The organism is Pseudomonas sp. Pse79, from assembly GCF_024519615.1.
Classification (GTDB): Bacteria; Pseudomonadota; Gammaproteobacteria; order Pseudomonadales; family Pseudomonadaceae; genus Aquipseudomonas; species Aquipseudomonas veronii.
Genome location: NZ_JALJRR010000001.1, coordinates 77,599 through 100,840, shown reverse-complemented (window position 1 = coordinate 100,840; position 23,242 = coordinate 77,599). Strand labels below are relative to the sequence as shown.

Annotated in this window: 20 protein-coding genes; 7 read left to right on the top strand and 13 right to left on the bottom strand. The window is 62.1% G+C overall.

Going from position 1 to position 23,242, the window contains the following annotated elements; genetic code table 11:
- Positions 1–405 precede the first annotated feature (405 nt).
- From NR164_RS00460 to NR164_RS00415, 10 genes are all read right to left on the bottom strand, one after another.
- Positions 406–2,109, bottom strand: a complete 1,704-nt coding sequence (locus NR164_RS00460; protein ID WP_256822065.1) for an AMP-binding protein — start codon at positions 2,107–2,109, stop codon at positions 406–408.
- A 31-nt stretch (positions 2,110–2,140) separates the two neighbouring features.
- On the bottom strand, positions 2,141–3,439 hold the full coding sequence (locus tag NR164_RS00455; protein WP_256822064.1) for an acetyl-CoA C-acetyltransferase: 1,299 nt from the start codon (positions 3,437–3,439) through the stop codon (positions 2,141–2,143).
- Entirely contained in the window at positions 3,436–4,326 is an 891-nt protein-coding gene (locus tag NR164_RS00450) for a MaoC/PaaZ C-terminal domain-containing protein (protein ID WP_169865757.1), read from the bottom strand. The genes NR164_RS00455 and NR164_RS00450 overlap by 4 nt, the downstream gene beginning before the upstream one ends.
- Before the next feature lie 3 nt (positions 4,327–4,329).
- Positions 4,330–5,673, bottom strand: a complete 1,344-nt coding sequence (locus NR164_RS00445; RefSeq protein ID WP_057004667.1) for a 3-oxoacyl-ACP reductase — start codon at positions 5,671–5,673, stop codon at positions 4,330–4,332.
- Positions 5,674–5,744: 71 nt separating this feature from the next.
- Entirely contained in the window at positions 5,745–8,270 is a 2,526-nt protein-coding gene (locus tag NR164_RS00440; RefSeq protein ID WP_256822063.1) for an acyl-CoA dehydrogenase, read from the bottom strand.
- A gap of 281 nt (positions 8,271–8,551) precedes the next feature.
- Complete coding sequence (locus NR164_RS00435; protein ID WP_169881974.1) at positions 8,552–10,009, bottom strand: outer membrane protein transport protein; 1,458 nt, start codon at positions 10,007–10,009, stop codon at positions 8,552–8,554.
- Between the two features lie 119 nt (positions 10,010–10,128).
- Positions 10,129–10,650: an alkane oxidation protein activator PraB gene (gene praB / locus NR164_RS00430; protein ID WP_079444031.1), complete on the bottom strand. Its 522-nt coding sequence runs from the start codon at positions 10,648–10,650 to the stop codon at positions 10,129–10,131.
- A gap of 133 nt (positions 10,651–10,783) precedes the next feature.
- Positions 10,784–11,278: an alkane oxidation protein activator PraA gene (gene praA, locus NR164_RS00425; RefSeq protein ID WP_017846505.1), complete on the bottom strand. Its 495-nt coding sequence runs from the start codon at positions 11,276–11,278 to the stop codon at positions 10,784–10,786.
- A gap of 135 nt (positions 11,279–11,413) precedes the next feature.
- Complete coding sequence (locus NR164_RS00420) at positions 11,414–12,694, bottom strand: alkane 1-monooxygenase (RefSeq protein ID WP_256822062.1); 1,281 nt, start codon at positions 12,692–12,694, stop codon at positions 11,414–11,416.
- A 294-nt stretch (positions 12,695–12,988) separates the two neighbouring features.
- On the bottom strand, positions 12,989–13,987 hold the full coding sequence (locus tag NR164_RS00415; RefSeq protein WP_256822061.1) for an alpha/beta fold hydrolase: 999 nt from the start codon (positions 13,985–13,987) through the stop codon (positions 12,989–12,991).
- A 258-nt stretch (positions 13,988–14,245) separates the two neighbouring features.
- Between NR164_RS00415 and NR164_RS00410 the strand changes: the two genes are divergently transcribed.
- The 5 genes from NR164_RS00410 to NR164_RS00390 all read left to right on the top strand — a co-directional run bounded on the left by NR164_RS00410 (position 14,246) and on the right by NR164_RS00390 (position 18,548).
- A complete protein-coding gene (locus NR164_RS00410) occupies positions 14,246–15,784 on the top strand; it encodes an NAD(P)/FAD-dependent oxidoreductase (protein ID WP_256822060.1) in 1,539 nt (512 codons plus the stop codon).
- Positions 15,781–16,671 (top strand): SDR family oxidoreductase, encoded by an 891-nt coding sequence (locus tag NR164_RS00405; RefSeq protein ID WP_256822059.1) that lies wholly within the window; start codon positions 15,781–15,783, stop codon positions 16,669–16,671. Before NR164_RS00410 ends, NR164_RS00405 begins: the two co-directional genes overlap by 4 nt.
- A gap of 15 nt (positions 16,672–16,686) precedes the next feature.
- Positions 16,687–17,535, top strand: a complete 849-nt coding sequence (locus tag NR164_RS00400) for a metal-dependent hydrolase (RefSeq protein WP_256822058.1) — start codon at positions 16,687–16,689, stop codon at positions 17,533–17,535.
- 430 nt (positions 17,536–17,965) lie between these two features.
- Positions 17,966–18,196, top strand: coding sequence for a hypothetical protein (locus tag NR164_RS00395; RefSeq protein ID WP_226927611.1), 231 nt, complete (start codon positions 17,966–17,968; stop codon positions 18,194–18,196).
- 22 nt (positions 18,197–18,218) lie between these two features.
- Positions 18,219–18,548 (top strand): DUF6388 family protein, encoded by a 330-nt coding sequence (locus NR164_RS00390; protein ID WP_046383675.1) that lies wholly within the window; start codon positions 18,219–18,221, stop codon positions 18,546–18,548.
- 30 nt (positions 18,549–18,578) lie between these two features.
- On the opposite strand, the gene NR164_RS00385 is transcribed toward NR164_RS00390, so the two are convergent.
- A complete protein-coding gene (locus tag NR164_RS00385; RefSeq protein ID WP_046383676.1) occupies positions 18,579–19,400 on the bottom strand; it encodes an aldo/keto reductase in 822 nt (273 codons plus the stop codon).
- Positions 19,401–19,505: 105 nt separating this feature from the next.
- Between NR164_RS00385 and NR164_RS00380 the strand changes: the two genes are divergently transcribed.
- Complete coding sequence (locus tag NR164_RS00380; protein WP_046383677.1) at positions 19,506–20,000, top strand: DUF1543 domain-containing protein; 495 nt, start codon at positions 19,506–19,508, stop codon at positions 19,998–20,000.
- Positions 20,001–20,066: 66 nt separating this feature from the next.
- On the opposite strand, the gene dapF is transcribed toward NR164_RS00380, so the two are convergent.
- Together dapF and NR164_RS00370 are read right to left on the bottom strand one after the other, a co-directional pair.
- Positions 20,067–20,876, bottom strand: a complete 810-nt coding sequence (gene dapF, locus NR164_RS00375) for a diaminopimelate epimerase (protein ID WP_256822057.1) — start codon at positions 20,874–20,876, stop codon at positions 20,067–20,069.
- Between the two features lie 25 nt (positions 20,877–20,901).
- Positions 20,902–22,485, bottom strand: a complete 1,584-nt coding sequence (locus NR164_RS00370) for a murein L,D-transpeptidase (protein ID WP_256822056.1) — start codon at positions 22,483–22,485, stop codon at positions 20,902–20,904.
- Positions 22,486–22,524: 39 nt separating this feature from the next.
- Between NR164_RS00370 and NR164_RS00365 the strand changes: the two genes are divergently transcribed.
- On the top strand, positions 22,525–23,238 hold the full coding sequence (locus NR164_RS00365) for a murein L,D-transpeptidase catalytic domain family protein (RefSeq protein ID WP_017846517.1): 714 nt from the start codon (positions 22,525–22,527) through the stop codon (positions 23,236–23,238).
- Positions 23,239–23,242 lie beyond the last annotated feature (4 nt).

The following is a 23,242-nucleotide window of genomic DNA, read 5'->3' as shown; positions in this document are numbered from 1 at the left end:
GCGCTGGGTCAATGTGAACTCGCTCTGAAATGTGGGAGGGGGCTTGCCCCCGATGGCGGTGGATCAGTCGATAGGCTCGGTGACTTCAACTCCGCTATCGGGGGCAAGCCCCCTCCCACATTTAGATCACCTAGAATTCAAGTTAACGCAGCGCGCGGCGCAGCACCTTGCCCACCGTGGTCTTGGGCAGCTCGGCGGTTTCCTTGGGCCGCGTGGGCGGTCGAGCGGCTGGCGACGGCGATTCGGGTGGCGGCTCGCGAACAGCGCTGGGTCAATGTGAACTCGCTCTGAAATGTGGGAGGGGGCTTGCCCCCGATGGCGGTGGATCAGTCGATAGGCTCGGTGACTTCAACTCCGCTATCGGGGGCAAGCCCCCTCCCACATTTAGATCACCTAGAATTCAAGTTAGCGCAGCGCGCGGCGCAGCACCTTGCCCACCGTGGTCTTGGGCAGCTCGGTGCTGCGAAACTCCACGTACCTGGGCACTTTGTACCCCGTCAGGTATTCCCGGCAATGGGCCAGGATCTGTTCCTGGGTCAGGTTCGGGTCCTTGCGCACCACGATGATCTTCACCCTCTCGCCGGTCACGCCATCTTCCACACCGATTGCCGCCACTTCAGCAACGCCGGGGTGCAGCGCCACCACGTCTTCGATTTCATTGGGGTACACGTTGAAGCCCGAGACCAGGATCAGGTCCTTCTTGCGGTCGACCAGGCGGATATAGCCGCGCGTATCCATCACCCCGATATCGCCGGTCGACAGCCAGCCCTCGGCATCCAGCACCTCGGCGGTTTCCTTGGGCCGCTTCCAGTAGCCCTGCATCACCTGCGGGCCGCGCACTTGCAATTCGCCCTGCTCACCGAGGTCGGCCAATTCGCCGTCTTCGCGCATGAAACGCACCCAGGTCGACGGCAAGGGCACGCCGATGCTGCCGGTGAACTCCATCTCGCGCATGCGGGAAATGTCGATGGGGCTGATGCTCACCACCGGCGAGCATTCGGTCAGCCCGTAGCCTTCGATGATCGGCAGCCCGGTGACGTCCTTCCAGCGCTTGGCCACCGCCGTGTGCGTGGCCATGCCACCGGCGATCACCATGCGCAGGTCGGAAAAGTCCCGCGCACAGAACTCCTGGTTCTCCAGCAAGCCGTTAAACAACGTGTTGACCCCGGCAATCCCGTTGAAGCGCTCCTTGCGCAGGATCATCTGCACGCGCTTCACGTCCCGTGGGTTGGCGATCAGGATGTTGCGCCCGCCCAGGCACATGAACATCAGGCAGTTCACCGTCAGGGAAAAGATGTGATACAGCGGCAACAAGGTGACGTTGGTTTCCTGCTTGTCCTGGTCCAATTGGTTGCCGACCCAGGCCTTGGCTTGCAGCAGGTTGGCGATGATGTTGCGATGGCTGAGCATCACGCCCTTGGCGTCACCCGTGGTGCCGCCGGTGTATTGCAGGAAGGCCAGGTCGTCGAGGTGCATGTCCACCGGGAAATGGGTCAGCGCCCTTCCTTGCTTGAGCGCCTGATTGAAGCGTACCGAACCGCGCAGGTTGAACCTCGGCACCTGTTTCTGCACGCGGCGCAGGATGAAGTTCATCGCCGCGCCCTTGAAGGTGCCGAGCAAGTCGCCGATGGCCGCCACCACCACGCGCTTGACGCTGCTGCCGGGCATGGCTTTTTCCAGGGTGTGGGCGAAGTTCTCGAAGATCACCACTGTCTCGGCGCCGCTGTCCTTGAGCAAGTGCTTGAGTTCATGGGCGGTGTACAGCGGGTTGACGTTGACCACCACCGCACCGGCCAGGATCGTCCCCAGTAGGCAGATCGGGTACTGCAAGCAGTTGGGCATCATCAGCGCCACGCGGTCGCCGGTCTTCACACCCTGGCCTTGCAACCAGGCGGCAAACGCGATGCCCTGCATGTGCCAGTCGGCATAGGTCATTTCGCTGCCGATGCTGACGTAGGCCACCCGTTCGCGGAATTTTTCCAGGTGCTCCAGGAACACCTCGCGCAGCGACGGGTAGTCCTCGATACCGGCATCGATGTCCGCCGGGACGCCGGGCAGGTAGGCGTTCAACCAGATGCGTTCGGTGTGTTCCAGGCTGATAGCGTTCATGGCAGTTTCCTTGTTGTTGTTTTGGATAGCGCTACTTTTCGACGATGGCGGTAATGCCCAGCCCGCCCGCCGCGCAGATCGAAATCAGGCCGCGCCCGCCGCCACGCTCGTGGATCGCCTTGGCCAACGCCGCCAATTGCCGGCCCCCGGTGGCGGCGAAGGGATGCCCGCAGCCCAGGGAGCCGCCGTTGACGTTCATCTTGGCGCGGTCGATGGTGCCCAGCGGTGCGTCCAGCCCCAGCCGTTGGCGACAGTAGTCGGCGTCTTCCCAGGCCTTGAGCGTGCAGAGCACCTGGGCGGCGAACGCTTCGTGGATCTCGAAGAAATCGAAGTCGGCAAAGCCCAGGCCCTCACGCTTGAGCATGCGCGGCACGGCATAGGCCGGCGCCATCAGCAGGCCTTCGCTGCCGTCGACAAAATTCACCGCCGCGGTCTCGCCGGTGCGCAGGTAGGCCAATACCGGCCAGCCGTGTTCGGCGGCCCACGCTTCACTGGCCAACAGCACCACCGAGGCGCCGTCGGTCAGCGGTGTGGAGTTGCCCGCCGTGAGCGTGCCGTTCTGGCGGTCATAGGCCGGGGACAGGCTGGCGAGCTTCTCCAGGCTGGTGTCGGCGCGCAGGTTGTTGTCCCGTGCCAGGCCGCGATAGGGGCTGATCAGGTCGTCGAAGAAACCGCGTTGATAGGCGGCATCCAGGCGCTGGTGGCTGCTGAGGGTCAATTCATCCTGGGCCAGCCGCTTGATCTGCCAGCGCTTGGCCATTTCTTCGCAGTGCTCGCCCATCGACAGGCCGGTGCGCGGTTCGCCATTGCGCGGCAGCAGCGGCTTGAAGAACATCGACGGACGCACCTTCAGCAGCGCCTTCACCTTGTCGCCCATGGCCTTGGCGCGATTGGCCGCAAGCAAGGTGTGGCGCAGCGCTTCATTGAGGCCGATGGGCGCGTCGGACGTGGTGTCGGCGCCACCGGCGATGCCCACGTCGATCTGGCCGAGGGCGATCTTGTTCGCCACCAGCAAGGCCGCTTCCAGGCCCGTGCCGCAGGCTTGTTGCAGGTCGTAGGCCGGGGTTTGCGCAGACAGCGTGGTCGATAACAGCGACTCACGCGCCAGGTTGAAATCCCGCGAGTGCTTGATCACCGCGCCCGCGGCGAACTCGCCCAGGCGCTGGCCATGCAGGTTGTAGCGGTCGACCAGGCCTTGCAGCGCGGCCACCAGCAAATCCTGGTTACTGTCGTGGGCGTACACCGTGTTGGAGCGGGCAAACGGAATGCGGTTGCCGCCGATGATCGCCACGCGGCGGGTCGGGGCCGGGTTGAAGCTGTAGTCATTCATTTAAGACGCTCGTTCCAGATAAAAAGCCCGCGCATGTGCGGTTTGTCACCGGCGAAATTGCGCACTTCGAACTCACGCCGCGGGCCGCTCACGGGGCGGCGCCACAGCGCGACCTGGCCGGGCAGGAAGATCGGCAGCTTGAAGTCGCAGTGCGCTTGCGCCTGATCCAGGCCACCCGGCGGTTGCTCGGCGGCCAATGCGCGGCCCAATGTCCACATGCCGTGGGCGATGGCGCGGCGAAAGCCAAAGAGTTTTGCGCCGATCAGCGAGGTATGAATCGGGTTGAAATCCCCCGAGACCTTGGCAAACCGCCGGCCCAGATCGGCGGGCAGCACCCAGCGCTGGGTGCGCAACAGGCCTTCTTCCTGCAAGGGCAGCACGTCCGCCCACGGCTCACCCACCGGGTTATTCACGTCGCGCCGCAGGTACAGGCTGTCGCTTTCCCACAGCAGCGTGTCCGCACCGTAGGCCCGGGTGGCGATGCTCAGCGCCTGGCCCTTGGGGTGCGCCACCCAACGCTCGCAATACACCTCCAGGCGCAGGGCCTGGCCCGCGTGCAAGCGCTGGTGCTGACGAATGCGATTGGCCAGGTGGACCATGCCGCTGGCCGGGTACGGGAAACTCGGCCGGGTCAGCAGCATCAGGTGCAACGGGAACGCCAGCACCTGCGGGTAGGCCAGCGGCACGCCCTGCTCATGCCGGAAACCACAGGCGCGGCCATACGCGGCGATGCCGGTGGCCGACAATTCCACCGCCGAACGCACCAGGCGCGCCTTGGGCAACTCAGGCGCGCCGTCGAGCTTGGGTTTGCGCAAGGCGCGCAGGCCGTCCAGCAACAACTGGGGCTGCGACGGCGGCGGATCGATGATCTGCGTCACGTAGTCCATGGCTCAAGCTCCCAGCAGGCTTTGGCCGCACACGCGCACGACTTGGCCGTTGACGCCGCCGGACGCCGGGTGGGCCAGCCAGGCGATGGTCTCGGCCACGTCGATCGGCTGGCCGCCCTGGGACAGCGAATTCATGCGCCGCCCGGCTTCGCGGATCAGCAGCGGGATCTTCGCGGTCATCTGGGTTTCGATGAACCCCGGCGCCACCGCGTTCACCGTGACCTGCTGCGCCGCCGCCAGCGGTGCCAGACCGTGGACCAGGCCGATCACCCCGGCTTTGGAAGTGGCGTAGTTGCTTTGCCCGAGGTTGCCGGCGATGCCGGAAATCGACGACACACAGACGATACGCCCGCCCGGGTTCAGGCCCTGGCATTCCAGCAGCGCATGGCTCAGTTGCAACGGCGCTTGCAGGTTGACCGCCAGCACATTGCGCCACGCCGCTTCGGTCATCTTGGTGATGGTCTTGTCGCGGGTGATCCCGGCGTTATGCACCACCACGTCAAAGGCGCCGGATTGGCTGACATGGGCCTGCAACAGCGAGGCCGCATCTGCTGCGGTAATGTCCAGTGGCAACGCCGAGCCACCGACGCTGGCGGCGGCGTGTTGCAGCGCGTCCTCGGCTTGGGGCACATCCACGCACACCACATGGGCGCCGTCGCGGGCCAATACCTGGGCAATCGCCAAGCCGATGCCACGGGAGGCACCGGTGACCAGTGCGCGGCGGCCGGCGAAGGGGGTGTCCCAGTTGACCGTGACAGGGCCGTCCAGCGGTTTTTCCAGGCGCACCACTTGCCCCGACACATAGGCCGAACGACGCGACAGAAAGAAGCGCAGGCTGCTGTCCAGGGCGTCTTCGGCCCCCGGCGCGACGTAGATCAATTGCACGGTGATCGCCCGGCGCAGTTCCTTGGCCAGCGAACGCACCAACCCTTCGAGGGCGCGCTGGGCGATGGCCTGGGGCAAATCCCGACAGTCTTCGGGAGCAGTGCCGAGCACCACCACGCGGCCATGCTGGGCGAGGCGCTTGGCGTTGGCGTGGAAAAATACGTAGAGCTCATCGAGCTGCTGCAGGTCGACGACGCCAGTGGCATCGAACACCGCGCCCTGCACCTTGACCGTAGACGGCGCCTTGAGGGTCGCTGCAGTGGCGGCGACCGTGTCGGTGGCGCTGAAAATCTGTTGCACTTGCACAGCCAGGCGCCCTGCCCCGGCGACGATCACCGGGTTGGCCAGGCCTTGCTGGCCACGGCGATGACGTTGCAGCAGCAACGGTTGCGGCAGGCCGATGGCCTGGGCCAGGCGTCGGCCCCAGGGGGAATTGACGAACGATAGGTAGCTGTCACTCATATAAACATCCACTCACGATACGGTATCGGTATGAACGCCCGAGCCATGTAGGCGCGTTCATTCAGTGCCACTCAATTGACCGAAGCATTCTCGCCCTGGCTGGTACGACGCTGGGTAGACGGTTGCAGCACGTGCTTACGCTGCTGCAACGCCTCGAGCAGACCGAAGTCCTGCGGGAAGTCGTCGACCTGGATACCGTGGTCGGCATATTCCACATAGCGCGCGAGCAAGGCGTCTTCATCGCTGCTGATCAACTCCAGCGCCCGCGCCTTGACGCGCCAGGCGGCAAAGGCCGTGGCGGCGATCGGCATCGGTTCGAGCAAGCCCTGTTTGATCGCAGGCTTGAGCCGTGCTTCGATCAGCTCCACCTGCGGCAACAGGCGGAAAGCCAATTCGCCGTAAGCCAGCTTGTCGATTTCCGGACGTGGGATATAGGAATTGGCCAGCAAGCGCTCACGGGTTTCGCCGGGGGTCTGCACCACATCCGCCACCTGGGCCAACAGCCGGTCCGAGGGTTTACGCAGGGGAATACCGAACGGAAAACTCAAGCCGCGCACCACCGCCGCAGCGGCTTTCGACGGATAGTTATCGAGTGTTTCGGCGAGCGCTTCATGGGCCCGCAACAACGCGTCCTGGGCCGACCAATGCACCAGCGGCAAATCCGCCTGGGGCCGACCGTCGTCTTCAAAGCGCTTGAGCACGCAGGACAAGATGTACAACTGCGAAAGAATATCGCCCAGGCGCCCGGTGATACTTTCCTTGCGCTTGAGCGCACCGCCGAGCACGCCCATGGAAACGTCCGAGATCAAAGCCAACACCACCGACAGCCGATTGGCCTGACGGTAGTAGGACGCCAACGCCGGCTCGGTCTTGGCGGGTGCGGAAATCAGGCGCCCGCCAGTGAGCGAATGCACTACGGCCCGCACCGTATTGGCCAGCACAAAGCTCACATGGCCGAACATTGCGCTGTCAAACGCTTCAAGCGCCTTGCGCCGATCGGGGTTGCGCGCCGCTTCCATCTCGCGCAACACATAGGGATGGCAACGGATCAGGCCCTGGCCAAAGATGATCAGGCAGCGGGTCATGATGTTCGCGCCTTCTACCGTGATCGCAATCGGGCTTTGTTGATAAGCGCGGGCCAGGAAGTTGTTGGGGCCCATGCAGATGCCCTTGCCGGCGACGATGTCCATGCCGTCGTTGACGATCATCCGCGCGCGCTCGGTGACGTGGTATTTGGCGATGGCGGAGATCACCGAAGGTTTCTCGCCGGCATCCAGCGATGCCACCGACACCTTGCGCACCGCGTCGCAGGCATACAAATGCCCGGCCATGCGCGCCAACGGGGCTTGCACGCCTTCGAACTTGCCGATGGGCAGGCCGAACTGTTTGCGCATCGCCGCATACGCGCTGGTGCCGCGTACTGCGACCTTGCCCAGGCCGACGTTGGCCGACGGCAAGGAAATCGCCCGACCGGCCGCCAGGCATTCCATCAGCATGCGCCAGCCGTTGCCGACCTGTTCGCGCCCGCCGATGACCCACTCCAGGGGAATGAACACATCCTTGCCGGTGGTAGGACCGTTCTGAAACACCGCGTTGAGCGGCCAGTGCCGACGACCGCTGTTCACGCCCGGATGGGAGGTTGGGATCAACGCGCAAGTGATGCCCAGCGAACCCGGCTGGCCGAGTAGACCTTCCGGGTCTTGCGCACGAAACGCCAGGCCAAGCACTGTGGCAATCGGGCCAAGGGTGATGTAGCGCTTGTCCCAGGTCACGTTGAAACCCAGCACTTCCTCGCCTTCGTGCAGGCCTTTGCAGACGATGCCCAGGTCCGGAATCGCCCCAGCGTCGGAACCAGCATACGGGCTGGTCAGCGCGAAACACGGGATGTCTTCGCCACGCGCCAGGCGCGGCAGGTAGTAATTACGCTGGGCATCGGTGCCGTAATGCAGCAGCAATTCCGCCGGGCCCAGGGAGTTGGGCACCATCACCGAAATCGCCGCCGCCGAGCAGCGTGTCGACAGCTTCATCACCACTTGCGAATGCGCGTAGTGGGAGAAGCCTTTGCCGCCGTACTGCTTGGGAATGATCATGCCAAGGAAACCGGCGTCCTTGGTGTACTGCCAGCCCTCGGGGGACATGTCTTGCCAGACCTGGGTGGTTTCCCAGTCGTTGGCGATGTCGCACAGGGTTTCGACTTCGTTGTCGAGGAAGGCTTGCTCCTCGGCGCTCAGGCTGGCCGGCGCGGCTTGCAGCAGGCGCTGCCAGTCGGGTCGGCCGCTGAACAGTTCGGCATCCCACCACACGGTGCCGGACTCGATGGCCGCGCGCTCGGTGTCGGACATTGCCGGCATAACTGTACGAAATAGGCTCAGAGCCTTGCTGGTCAACAGGCGGCGACGCAGCGGTTTGATTGTCATCAGCAACGCCGGCAACACCACCAGCAGCGCCACGACGGTGGTGCCGAAAACGGCGACCACGTTGAACAGGTAGCCGGCCGCCAGCCAGGCCAGGCCGGCGCCCAGCCAGTGGACAGCGGCGGCTTGTCGATACGCCAGGGCAATCGCGGCTGCGAAACCCACCAATAACCAGATCACCATGGGGATACCTCTACTCGATTCAGGGCGTAGCAAACGCTGGCGCAGATCGATATGAACTGCGGCGTAGGGCAACACTACAAATTTGGAAAGCCAGATTCAAATTATGTTTTGAAATTTTTATTTAACTCCTGGGCAAAAAAAATACTGGGCTGAGCACGTCAGCCGGGGTCACGAATACGAAAATCGGAATAGGTCACATGGCGACCCGTAAATGAGGGCAAACAGCAGGAAGAAGGCATTCAGATGCGCTTAGTGCCTTCCTCCATAGCCCTCGATATCTGTTAAAACTTGTAGGTGGCCGATACGCTGACCACATCGCCTGACGACTCAGCCTTGCCGTCCAGGCTGGCGCCACCCAAGCGGTCAACGTTTTTGGTTTTCAGCTTCACTTCCTGCACGAACTGATGGGAATACGCCAAGTCAAGACTCAAGCCCTTCACAGCCTTTACCTCGTAACCCGCGCCGAACGACAAGAACGTACGATCACCATCCGGGATACGGGGGTCACGGGTCGAGTTGCGGGTTGGTGTCTGGTCAAGGGCCACACCGGCACGCAGCGTCAGTTCATCGGTGGCACGGAAGTCGCCGCCGAGGGAGTACATCCAGGAGTCCTTGTAGTTGTAGGGGATTGAGACGATGGTGATATCGCCGGACTTGAGCGTGAGGTCCTTGAACGACGACCACTGCGTCCAGTTCACACTTGCGCCCAAGGTGAATCGGTCATTGAACTGATGCACCCAGTCAAAGCCCGCAGTCGCGGGAATATCCAGTTGGGTACTGGCATGTGCGCCATCCGGGTACAACGCCAGCCCAGGATAAGCCGACCCAACCAGCGTGCCAGTGCCAGTGAACGGGTTCGGTTGAGTCATCAGGGCATAGCTGTACGAGTCTGAACGAATGTTGTACTTGCCCGTCATCTTGTTCTTGATCTTGGCGTGATAGTTCAGGCCCAAGGTGTCTTGGTCAGTGGGTTTCCAGGTAATACCGGTAAACCAGCCGGTGGAGATATTGTCGACCTTGACCCGTATCAGCGCGCCTCCGACACCTGCCGGCAAGTCAATACTGCCCAGTAATGGGTCCTGGGAGTTGGCAGCCGCCGCCAACAAATCGATGTTCTGACTCACAAACCCTTTACTGTGTTGAACAATAAGCCCACCGCCGATGGCGAACTGATCATTGACTTTGAACGAAAGCGAACCGGTCAATCCCACGGTTTCGATCCTGGTGTCCACAGCAAAATCGCGAAGTTTGGAGTCTTCGTCCCAAGTTGAGCGCATCCCTTGTGGCACCACTTGGCTCAAGCCAAAAGCGAATCGGTCCCCCAGGGGCATCACCATGAACCCGGTCGGCAACCAGGCAGTGAAACCACCCTCGCCACCATCATTGTTGTTGACCGTTGGCGATGAAAGGTCAGGGAAACCATCCGCACCTATTGGACTGTTCGAGACAGGGTTACCCAGATAATCATTAGCCGCGCCCTTATACTTGATTTTGATACGCGCGTAGTCGACCGTCATTTGTGCGACGTTCTGGTCCACAAACGCCATCGCGGCGGGGTTGTTGTACGCCGAACTGGGGTCATTTTTGAACAACGAACCACCCCCGAACGCTCTCCCCCAGCCGGGAGCACCATAAGTTGGAGTTGAAAAGCCACCGGCCTGAACAGAGCCGGCCACGATCAAGCTGCTCAGAAGAGCAAACCCAGCGGTCACCCGCACCTGTTGTTTCTTATTATTCATGCTCCAATCCTTATTATTATCTGCCGCTCTACGCGTTGCCTTTGCGTCACCGCCCGGTAGGTGCCCGGTAAAAGGCACCCACTTTCTACGGGTGATCAGCCCTTTATGGAGTTACTGCATCAAGGAACAATGGTCAGACTTGGCGCCGTCACAGTCAGAGACTGCACAACGCAGTTCGGACTAGTGCCGGATGTGTGGCCAGTCAACGTCTGGTTGTTTGCGGTCAATGCGTGAGTACTGTTGTTCCAAGTCACGTTGATAGTGTCAGGGCCGCAATCAGTTAGCGGAATCAGTGGCTTGGTGATGGTGTAGCCAACGTTGGTTACTGTGCCGCCCGAAAGACTAGTGGCAGTCAATACCCAGCCAGGGGTGGGGATATTCTTCAGTACCGGCAAATCGCAAAGCCCCCCACCGGTGAGCTTCGCGTCGTTGATGGTCGCCACGCCAGATGTAACGTTCCCTTTAAAGGTAATACCGCAAGTCACTGCAGCACCAAATGAAGATGGCGACTTCACTACAATAGTACCGCTGGAGGTACTGAAAGCTCCATCTGGGCTAATGCTGACAGCATTAGCCATCGAGGCCGCACCCATGCACACGGCCAAAGCAGACAACGACACGAGAGTTTTCAAACTTTTCATTATTTTTCCTCACATGTTATGGCGAGTCATTCGCCAGGGGTAATGGCCATGAACGAGAGGTCACGGAGAAACTGCAGAACTTCCCTTTCCAGCCAAATTTCAATTCAATTACCACTGCAACTATCGGATATATCTATTCGACAACTTTGAAGTTGGCCGGCATCTTGATCGACACCGTCTTGATCTTGCAGTCTTCGCCAATCGGTACATTGACGGCTTCCAACTTGCCGGTGGCGTTATCCCAGGTGCCGTCGGCCGTGGAGGGGCCGCACTTGCCGCCCAGGCCGAAGGCGTGGACGTCCACGCTGATCTTCGACATCGAGCCGCTTTGGGTGTCTTTGGCCACCAAGATCCACGGCAGGTTGATCGCTTCGACCCGGCTGCACTTGAGGCCGCCGTCGAATTCGACCTTGTCGACATTGACGGACGAACCGTCGGCGGCAACCTTGCCCGCCACCTTGATGGTGCAGTCGGCACTGATCAGCTTGCCTTTGGAAAAACTGATGGGCCCTTGGGCAGTAAACGCACTGCCGGCAGGTTCAATACGGGCAGCCTGGGCTTGCTGATAGACAATCAGACCCAATGCCGCCAATAAGATATGGGCGGTGAACTTGGCAGGTGTTTGCATGGTGAACGTCCTTCCCTTGCTTTTATTTTTGTGGGGTCAAACAACTCTCTTGCAATGAAATCGATAAACGCTGGGCGATAAGAAACCGCGCGAGACAAAGATCCCGAGCACGCCAGGTAACTTTTTCAGTTCATCTCAGAACGTTTTGCTATTGCCGCCGTATTGTTTCAGATAGTGCAGACGCTTGGACGGTTGAAGATTGGTCAGGGTGATATCCCCGGCATAATGCCTGAGCACCCGATGGTCCATCCGTCGTCGCCACAAATACGGCACGTAAGCCCAGACAATCATGCTTGCATAACCGTAGGGAAGTTGCGGCGATTCATCGAAGTGACGCAACGATTGATAACTGCGCGTCGGATTGGCGTGATGATCGGAGTGCCGTTGCAGTTGGAACAGAAAGATATTGGTCACGATCCGGTTACTGTTCCACGAGTGTCGCGGCGAGCAACGCTCATAACGACCGTTGGGCAACTTCTGGCGTTTAAGGCCGTAGTGTTCGACGTAGTTCACCACTTCCAGCAGCGAGAAGCCGTAGATGCCCTGGATGATCAGGAACGGAATCACCGCCGCCCCCAACCAGGCAATCATCGCGCCCCACAACACCACGCTGTACAGCCAGGCGCTGAGCACGGCGTTTTTCCAGTGCCAGGCCGGCAGGCCGAGTTTGCGCAGGCGTTCGCGCTCCAGGTTCCACGCCGAGCGTGCGCTGAACCACACCGAGCGCGGCAGGAAAGCCCAGAAACTTTCCCCTAGCCGCGAGCTGGCCGGATCTTCCGGGGTGGCGACACGGACGTGATGGCCCCGGTTGTGTTCGGTATAGAAGTGCCCGTAGAACGTCGGCGCCAAAGTGACTTTGGCCAGGAACACTTCCAGCGGCTTGGGTTTGTGCCCCAGCTCGTGGGCGGTGTTGATCGCGATGCCAGTCGCCGCACCCGTGGACATGGCCATGCCCAGGTACGTGAAGGCACTGACCTGGCCGTGCAGTTGGGTGCGCGAGGTGAGATAGGCGGCCGTTTTCGCCAGCCAGCTCGAAGGTTCCAGCGCGGCGGTGGCCTGGACCAACCCGCCGTTGATGATCCAGTCGATACCGCCGGCAGCCAGCCAACCGGTGATCACCACCGAAGCGATGACGAACAGCACGCCGGTGTAGATGATCCAGCGGTAGTAGCGTTGCGATTCGAGGTGGTTGACGGCGGACTCGGGCGGGTTACTCACGTCTTCGCCCAACAGGCCATCGATCAGCGGGATGAGGCCGAAGATCACCAATACGCCAACCCACCACAGTTGTTGCACGCCGCTGGTGATTGCCAGTGTGCCGGCGAGTAAAGGCGTTGCCAGGGGCAGGATGCCGAGCCACCACAGGTGGCGTTTGCCGTCGGCCCATACCTGCGGGGTGGCCAGGGTCTGATTCATGGCAACCTCCGGACGAGGCAGGTGCAAAACAGGTTCGAGGAGCGCGGAAGGCTCCGGGAAATCAACCATGCGATAAAAGACGTTTTTTTCATTGTTATTCGCTCTTAGGCATTTCAAAAATCATTTCAAAACAAACATTGAAATATTTTTTTAAATAAATAACGCGGAATCGTTAGGTCGTCAACTAGTTTATCGAGCCCTTTTTTGCGTGACCGAGCAGTCTCTTTTTCAGCTGGCTGGTCAGGTGTCTAGAGCGCGCATTGACGCCGTTGTGCCGCGACTCGGATGGCCCGATTATTTGTTCGCCAGGGCCAACGGTGGATGCAGGACGGTGGTGTTTTGCGGTGATCGGGCCCGTTTGGCCACCTGTTCCACCATCGCCACAACACGCTCCGTCGCGGTGATCGGCAACATATGGCCGCGCCCCTCCACCAGTTGCAACTTGAGGCCGGGCACCCGGCTCGCGAGGGCCTGGCCGTGTTTTTGAAAGTCCAGCACCTTGTCCTTTGCGCCGTAGATCAGGCCGATGGGCAGGGTCAGTTGCGGGTAGCGCTTGACCATGCCCGGCAGGTGATCGTTGACCTGGTTGATCTCGGTGGAGGCCGCGTAGAAGTTGGCCGGGCGCATGCCGAGCAGCCCGCCGCCGCGTGTGGCGAAGTCCGCTGGTGCAGGATCGGGGGCGAACACGCCCTTGACCACCGAGCCTTTGGTCAGCAGGCCGATCGGCATCGTCAGCGTGTGCGACAGCCAGCGACGCAGCCACGCCGGGCGCACCGCCAATGACAGGAACACCAGCGGCAACAGGCGCTGGGGATGGGTCAGCGGTGCCACCAGGATCAACCCGGAGACCGCGTGGGGATGGTCGAGGGCCAGCGCCAGGGCCACCGCGCCGCCGAGGGAATGCCCCAGCACCAGCGGTCGATCCAGGCCCAGCGCCTGGATAAAAGCCGCGATTTGCCGGGCCTGGGCCGGCAGGTCCGCCGCCGTGCCGGGATGCCGGGTCGAATAGCCCGAGCCAGGCCGGTCAAGCGTGATGACCCGGAAATGCTCGCGCAACTGCCCCGACAAGGCGTAGGTCAGGTTGCGACTGCTGCCCATCAGCCCGTGAATCATCACCAGCGGTGGGCCCTTGCCCTCGTCGAGATAATGAAAGCGCTCGCCATCGACGTCCACAAAGCGCCCGTTACTTGGAACGGCCGCTTCGATGCGCCGTGTCATCCAGGCACTGAAGCCCCATGCCACCACGCTCGCACCGACCAGCACACCCGCAGCGATAACCCATTCGACAGCCATAGCTCGGTCCTCTGCTTCCCTGCTGCCGACCGCCCGACCGGAATTGATCAAGGCCTCAGCCATCGCCCACACCCTGGACCTAAACTTCGTACATACCGTCGCACATGAGGAGCCAGGGACTAGCCTAGGCGATATTTTCAGGTAGATTATTTAAAATCTTTTTTAAAATAAGTAATTCAATTTTCCTTTGCAATGGTGTTCTATCTAAAAAGACAAAACAAAAACAGGAGCACATCCGATGCCCACGCAGGCCCGCCTATGAATGCCCACAGTGATTCCATCGACATCGCCATCATCGGTTCAGGCTTCGCCGGCCTGTGCATGGCGATCAAGCTCAAGGAAGCCGGCTTTAGCGACTTCTTTATCGCCGAACAGGCCGAGACACTCGGCGGCACCTGGCGCGACAACCACTACCCTGGCTGCGCCTGCGATGTGCAGTCCCACGTCTATTCGTTTTCGTTTGCGCCCAACCCGGACTGGACCCGCCAATTCGCCGCGCAAGCGGAGATCCGCGCCTACCTGGAGCAATGCGCCCGACGTTTCGCGCTGGCGCCGTATCTGCGCTTCGGCATGGGCCTGCAACGTGCGGTGTTTGATGAGCAGCAACAACGCTGGCAACTGAGCTTCAGCAATGGGCGCCAGGTCAGCGCGCGGGTGCTGGTGTCGGGCATGGGCGGCTTGTCGCGCCCGGCGCTGCCGGATATCCCGGGGCTGGACAGCTTCAAGGGCCAGCGCTTTCACTCCCAGCAGTGGGACCACGCCTATGCCCTGAAGGGCAAGCGCGTGGCGGTGATCGGCACCGGCGCCAGTGCCATTCAGTTCGTGCCGCAGATTGCGCCGCAGGTCGCTCATTTGGACCTGTTCCAGCGCACCCCGCCATGGATCATGCCCAAGCCCGACCGAGCGATTTCCCGCGTTGAGCGCTGGGCATTCAAGTACCTGCCCTTCACCCAACGGCTGGTGCGCGGCGCCTTGTATTGGGCGCTGGAAGGCCGCGTGGTGGGCTTTGCCCGGCACCCACGGCTGATGAAAATGGTGCAGAAAGTCGCCCTGCGCCACTTGCACAAACACGTCACCCGCCCTGCCCTGCGCAAGGCGCTGACGCCGGACTACACCCTCGGTTGCAAGCGCGTGCTGATCTCCAACGACTATTACCCAGCGTTGTCGCGCAGCAATGTGCAGGTGGTGACCGACGACGTGCTGCGCATCGAAGCCGATGGCGTGATCACCGCCGACGGCGTCAAGCACCCGGCCGATTGCCTGATCTTCGGCACCGGGTTCCAGGCCACCGACCCGCTGCCCCGCGACTGCATCATCGGGCGTCACGGCGTCGACCTGATGGACGCCTGGCACGACGGCGCCCATGCCTACAAAGGCAGCACGGTGCCGGGCTACCCGAACCTGTTCCTGATCATCGGCCCCAACACCGGCCTGGGGCATAACTCGATGATCCTGATGATCGAAGCCCAGGTCGCTTACATCCTCGATGCGTTGCAACAAATGCAGCGCCACCGCATTGCCACAGTGGAGGTCAAACCCGCGGTGGAACAAGCCTACAACCACCAATTGCAGGACAAACTCACGCGCACCATCTGGAACACCGGCGGCTGCCGGAGCTGGTACCTCGACCCTCGCACCGGCAAGAACACCACCCTGTGGCCCGGCTCGACCTGGCGCTTCAAGCAGATCACCCGGCATTTTGCACTCAAGGATTATGTCGCCAGCATGGCACCGATTGACGCGGCGCCCCGCGCAATGGCCGCGCCACATTCCACCGCAGAAGGGAGCCTGTCATGAAGTCATTCAACGGCCGCGTGGCGGCGATCACCGGCGCGGCATCCGGCATGGGCCGCGCATTGGCCCTGGCCCTGGCGCGCGAAGGTTGCCACCTGGCGCTGGCGGACAAGAACAGCCAAGGCCTGGACCAGACCGTGGCGTTGATTCAAACCGCCACCCTGGCGCCGGTGCGGGTGACCACCCAGGTGCTGGATGTGTCCGACCGGCACGCCATGCAAGACTGGGCGGCGCGCTGCGCTGCCGAGCACGGCCAGGTCAACCTGATCTTCAACAACGCCGGAGTGGCGCTGTCGAGCACCGTCGAAGGCGTGGACTACAGCGATCTGGAATGGATCATCGGCATCAACTTCTGGGGCGTGGTGTACGGGACCAAGGCCTTCCTGCCGTATCTCAAGGCCAGCGGCGACGGCCATGTGGTCAACACGTCCAGCGTGTTCGGGCTGTTTGCCCAGCCCGGCATGAGCGGCTACAACGCCAGCAAATTCGCGGTGCGCGGCTTTACCGAAGCCCTGCGCCAGGAGTTGGACCTGCAACGTTGCGGCGTCTCGGCCAGTTGTGTCCACCCCGGCGGCATCCGCACCGATATCTGCCGTAGCAGCCGCATCGACGCCAACATGACCGGCTTTTTGATCCACAGCGAAAAGCAGGCCCGCGCCGATTTCGAAAAGCTGTTCATCACCGACGCCGACCAGGCCGCCAAAGTGATCCTGCAGGGCGTGCGCAAGAATAAACGCCGCGTGCTCATCGGCCGCGATGCGTATGTTCTCGACCTGCTCACCCGCTGCCTGCCGGCGGCCTATCAAGCGCTGGTGGTGTTCGCCAGCAAGCGCATGGCCCCCAAACGCCCAACGCCGCTGTTTGACAGCAACGACGAGAGCCGTCTCTGAACAGGAGCAAGCCCCATGCTACCGATCCGTCGCGATATCCGCTTTGCCTTGCCGGCCGAACGCATCAAGGACTGGCACGAACAAGGTCCGATCATCACGCATTTTTTCAATGCGTTGTCGCTGCTGTTTCCCCAGGGCGAGCTGTTTTTCATGGACAGCGTGCGCCACTACCGCCAACGCATCGATGACCCGGCGCTGAAACAGGAGATCCAGGGTTTTATCGGCCAGGAGGCCATGCACAGCCGCGAACACCTCGCCTATAACGACTTGCTGCAAGCCGCAGGCCTGCCGGCACATCGCCTGGACCGGCGCCTGAAATTCTTCCTCGACCTGCAGAAAAAACACCTGCCGCCGGCGTTCAACCTGGCGGTGACCATCGCCCTGGAGCATTACACCGCGATGCTCGCGGAAATCCTCCTGAGCGACCCTTCGCGCTTCGGCGATTCACTCAAGGGTTACCAGCAGATGTGGTACTGGCATGCCCTCGAAGAAACCGAGCACAAGGCAGTGGCGTTTGACGTGTGGAACCGCGTGATCAAGCCGGGCCCCCTGCGCTACCTGCTGCGCACCGGGAGCATGCTGACCACGACGCTGCTCTTCTGGCTGGTGGTGTTCGACTTCCACCTGCGCCTGCTGATTGCCGACCGCAAGGCCGGCGGGCATGTGCAAGGGTTCTGGCGCATGCTCAAGTTTTTGTATGGACCCAAGGGCGTGTTCCCGCGGATGCTGCGGCCGTGGCTGCACTACTTCAAGCCGGGCTTTCATCCGTGGGACCACGACAACCGTGCGCGCCTGGCGAGGATCGAGGGCTTGGTCGAAGAGATCGAACAGACCCAGCGCGAATACCGATCGGCCCAGGCCTAGACCCGCCGCGCACGCAACCTGGTACAGCACCACGACCACCGTGATCGCCGTGGGTGCTCGGGTCAGCGTCGAGGCGCCCCCCCCGACGCTGAATAACACACAGCGCGCCCTCGCGGCCGGCGCGCAGCCCCTCGAAGACAGGGCCGGGAACACACCGGCCAACGCCACACATGACCAGGCGCGGCGCGAAAAGCCGTTGCGGTCGCCCAGTTGATTTTTTCAGGTTCCTCAGCACGCTCATGTGCGCGCTTGCGCTTTAGCCACGGAACTTTCTGATAAGAAGCAGCCCCTAAGCCTGTTTCAAGATGTAATATCTGCGACTTTTTCAGGGTTCCCGGATCGCGCAGCAAGGGGAACACGCTGAAATCGCCAGCAGCAAGGAGCTTGGCTTGAGATGCAACACAAACGGTCTAATACTATGCACCCACTGATGTTTAACGCACTGCTGTGGTTATGTGGGGTTGCCTTGCTCTACCTGGCCAAGGCGGTTATGGAGCTGTTTTTAGGGCCGATCAGCGAAACCTGGATCGACCTGACGCTGGTGCTGACCGCGTACCTGTTACTTTTCGTCCTCGACCCCATACGCACCCGGATAAACCGCCGCATGCGCAAACGCGCCCGGCGTAGACAGGCTTGCCAAGACACCGGCGCAGATGCCTGACTTTTTTTCGAGGAACCCACCTGTGTCCCAACCCGGCGATACCCATCAACTCGCGCTGGACCGATTTCTGCAGGCACACCCGGATGTCCTCACCCAACTGGACACTCTGAACCCGCTGGCCGCCCAGGCCAAAGGCGAAACCCTTGCGCAATACCGCGCCGAACGCCTGCATGAAGCGTTCGAAGCCGAAGCCGAGCGCCTGGGGCTGTTTGCCTGGGAGCTGACCCTCAAGCTGACGGCCGAATCCGCCCAGGCATTCGAAGCGCAACGCCTCGAAGTGCATAAGGAAGTGGCGCAGATGGCGGGGATGAGCTGGGACGAATACTGCGAGTTGCATGGCGTGAGCGGCTGACGCGGCACGCCCCATGCTGGTTTTATCGCCTCACACCATCGCCAACGGATGCTTGCGCTTGGGCGCTCCGAACACCCGGTCGATGGCGTCGAGGTCGTGTTCGTCCAGCACCAGTTGAGCGGCGGCGGCGTTGAGCCGCACATGCTCTTGCGTGACGGCCTTGGGGATGGCGATCATCCCGTCCTGACGCACTACCCAGGCCAGCGCGACCTGCGCGGGCGTCGCCTGATGCCGATGGGCGATCTGCTGGAGGGTCGGGCTGGACAGTAATTCGCCGCCTTGCGCGATCGGACAGTAAGCCATCAACGGCAAGTGATGTTGTTGCCACCACGGCAGCAGGTCGAATTCGATGCCGCGCTCCTGGATGTTGTAGAGCACCTGGTTGGTCGCGCAGGCCGGTGACGCAAGTTCCTGCAGGTCGGCCACATCGAAGTTGGAAACACCCCAGCGGCCGATCTTGCCGGCTTCGCGCAAGCGCTCGAACGCTTCGACGGTTTCTGCCAGCGGGTACTGACCGCGCCAGTGCAGCAGGTACAGGTCAATGTAATCGGTGCCCAGGCGCTGGAGGCTGGCATCGCACGCGCGCGGTACGCCCCGGCGGCTGGCGTTGCGGGGGTAGACCTTGCTCACCAGGAACACCTGCTCGCGCTTGCCGCGAATGGCCTCGCCGACCACGCTTTCGGCGCCGCCTTCGCCGTACATTTCGGCGGTGTCGATCAAGGTCATGCCCTCGTCGATACCGCACTGCAACGCCGCGACTTCGGCGCGGCGCCGGTCCGGGTCTTCGCCCATGCGCCAGGTACCCTGGCCGATGACAGGGACCGGAACACCGGCCAGATCGATGGTTCGCATGACAATCTCCTGATGCGTTCGCGGGTTAACAGTGTGGCATTCACCGGACAAACGGGTTCAATCGAAGTATGGTTGCCTTTTGCCAAATCGCCGGAAGGGCCTGCAATGCTGTTTGTCGTGATGCTCGGGGGCAAGCACCCACGGGCCAGGATCGAAGTCCATGACGTGGTATTCGCCGTGGCGGATACGCTGGAAGCCACCTACCCACAGTTACGCGATGCCTGGTTTGGCAGCCCCAAGGGCGTGCATATCGATTCGTGGATGGCGGTCGATGGCGTCGACGGTTGGAAAGTCGAACTCAGCCACCTGGCGCCCCAGGCCGGCGCGCAGCGCCTGTACTTCATCAACCTGGGCGGCTATGAGACCAACCGCTTTGGCGAGGCGCATCACTACCTGCTGGTGGTTGCCCGCGACAAAAAGGAAGCGACGGGCAAAGGCAAGCAACAGCTGCTGCGTCACTGGTCACAGGCCCACACCGACGGCGTGCTGGACATCGACGACTGCCTGCCCATCGATCTGGTCGACGGCCGTTACCTTCACCTCGTCCAAGCCCCGCACCGGCCGGTGCTCCAGCAGAACGACTACATTGTGCTGGCGTGAACCGGCTTTAGCCGCTCCGCCGACGCTCAACCGCCGGCACCGGATGAACCGCTGCCGGAACTCAATTTACCCTATGGGCACATAGACGATGCCCTGCATGATCGGCTCCACGCTCCCGGTCAACACCACGCCGCCCTGCCCGTCCCACTGCACGGTGACTGTGCCGCCGTCGCATTGCACCTCGACGCGGTCGTCGAGCAAGCCACGGCGAATCCCATTCACCACCGCGCCGCAGCAGCACGAGCCGGACCCGAGCGGCACGCCGCCGCCGCGCTCCCAGATCCGCAGGCGAATATGCCCGCGATCGATGACCTGGACAAAATGCACATTGGTCCCGGCGGGGAACAGCACGTGGGTTTCCAGGGCCGGGCCCAGGGTTGCCACGTCGACAGCGCCGAGGTCCGCGACAAAGAAGGTGCAATGGGGGTTGCCCATGCTGCACGCCGCCGGGTCGCCTTCGAGGGGCAAGTACAGTGTGTCCATCGACTCGGCCAGCGGCACCGCGGCCCAGCCCAGCGATGGCGCGCCCATATTCACCGACACCCGCTGCCCCGACTCACGCACACAGGTCAGCAAACCGCGGTCGGTACGCAGCACGATGGAATCGGTGCCGGCTTCATGCATCAGCCGCTCGGCCACACCGCGCGTGGCGCTGCCGCAGGTTTGCAGGGGCGTGCCATTGGGGTTCCAGAATTTGATCCGTGCGGCAGCGTCTGCGCAATCAAGCACCACCGCCAACTGATTGAAGCCGATGCCGGTGTGACGATTGCCGAGACGGCGAGCGACCTGCGCGCTGATCGGATCATCCAGACCACGGCGATCAATGATGAGGAAGTCGTCGCCATAGGCGTGCATCTTCACGAAAGACAGCGTCATGGCGTGTTCTGTGAGCGGTGACAAATCAGAGCACGCTCCCCATGGCTTTCATCAACACGGGGTCACGCCCGTAGATATCGGGCGCATACACCAACTCGCCCTGACGATCCACTTCCACGGTCCAGTACCCGAGCAACACCGGCACCGGCGTCGCCAGGCGGAATTCATGGGTCACGCCGGTGGCCAGCAATTCATCGGTGCGAACGCGCTCCGCCGGGCTCACCAGCAGGTCGCGCAGCAGCAACGGTTGTTCGACCCGCACACAACCCGAGCTGAACGCACGCGGGCCTTTGGTGAACAGCGGTTGGCTGGGCGTGTCGTGCAGGTACACCGAGTACGGGTTGGGAAAACGCAGCACGATCTTGCCCAGCGGGTTGCGCGGGCCGGCTTCCTGGCGCAGCAGGATGTTGCCGGGGCGGGCCCAGTCGATGTGTTCGGGGGCCAGCGGGCGGCCCTCGGGGTCGAGCACTTGCAGGTTCTGCTGGCGCAGGTATTCGGGGTTGAGGCGGATGGCCGGGAGTTTGTCCTCGCGCATGATGGTGGGCGGCACGGTCCAGGTCGGGTTGAGGGTCAACCGGTTGATGCGTGATTTGAGCAGCGGTGTCTGGCGTTCGGCGCGGCCGACCTGCAAGCGGGTTTGCCACACCGGGATGCCACTCTGATAGACACTCAATTGCGCGGCGGCGACGTTGACCACCACGCCTTCGGGCTCCAGGTCCTGGCTCAGCCAGCGGAAGCGCTCCAGGTTGATACGCAACTGCTCGCGGCGCACCGCCGGGCTGATGTTGAGTTCGGCCACGGTGCCGGCGCCGATCACGCCGTCGGATTGCAATGAGTGACCGACCTGGAAGGCCTTGACCGCCTTGACCAGTTCGTCGCGGTACAGCTTGCCGTTGTCCTTGGGTTCGCTGGCGAGATAACCACCACGGTAGAGGCGCCGCGCCAGTTCCGGCACGCGCGGGTCTTCCATGCCGGGGCGCAACAGCGGCCCGCCGGCGACCGCGTCCCAATGCGGTAATGGCTGCTTACGCAGCGTGGAATAGACGTTGCGCAGGCTGCGGTATAAATCCGTGCTGGGCCGGGCCTGGTCGAAGGCTTGCGCCATGTCGTGCAGCCCGGTGGCGGCGAAGGCCAGCACCTCGGTGTCCAGGTCGCGAGTGGGCGGCTGGAAATGCCACAGCGGTTCGAAGCGCGATTGCTGCAGGCGTCCGTAATGCAAATCCTGCAGGGCTTGCAGGTACTGTTCGCTGCTGCCGATATCGCTGCACAGCACGTTGTCCGTGGCGTTCGCCGGGGGCAGGCTATAGTGGGTGGGGTCCAGGCCGTCGTCGGCCAGCATCAGCAACTGCGCTTGCAGTGCCTGGCGGCGTTCGGCGACCCACAGCGGCACATCGCCCTGCTGCCGATAGAACGCCTGCAGACGCGCCAATGTCGCCGCGTCGATGCGCGACGCAAGGCTGGGGCACACGCTGGGCAACTGCGCGAGGGCCTGTTGGACCGGGCTGGCTGGAATCACCGGTAACGTGCCCATCGGTACTTCGTCGGCTGTAGCGACCAGCGGTGCAACGAGCAAGCAAATGCTCAAGTAACATGCGTGTTTTTTGAACAATAGCTTTGCTCCAATCCACAGTGGGGGGATGTACTGTAGATGCTGACTTTTATGTGCCGCCTCGGCCTGATGACCTTGACCGTGGCTACGCTGAGCACCGTTGTGCTCGCCGCCGACGGCAACCCTGTTTCCTTGTATAGCAGCCTGGCGCGCTCGGCTCCAGAACTCAATCCCACTGTACTCAAAAGCGCGCTGAACGCGGTGCAGTGCGCGGTCAATAATGGTGAAGAGCGTTCCGAGCGCCTGGCCGTGATTGACTATTCCCAGCCTTCGACCGCTCGTCGGCTATGGATTTTCGATTTACGCAAAAAGACCCTGGTGCTGCGCGACCTGGTGGCCCACGGGGCGAAGTCCGGGGAAAACTTCGCCACCCAGTTCTCCAATCGTGAAGGCAGCCACCAGTCCAGCCTGGGCCTGTTCCGTACCCAGGAAAGTTACCTGGGCACCCATGGCTATTCGTTGCGCATGGACGGCCTGGAGCCGGGCTTCAATGATCAGGCGCGCGACCGTGCCCTGGTGATTCACGCCGCCGACTACGTCAACCCATTGTGGAGCAAGCGCGAAGGCCGTATCGGCCGCAGCCAGGGCTGCCCGGCAGTGCGCCCGCAGGTGGCGCGCCAGGTGGTGGACAAACTCAAGGATGGGCAGTTCATGTTCTCGTGGTACCCGGACCAGCGCTGGCTGAAGTCTTCGACCTACCTCAACTGCAAACCCCAACAGGTGGCGAGTAGTCGTACAATCCGTGGCGGTTAGCCTG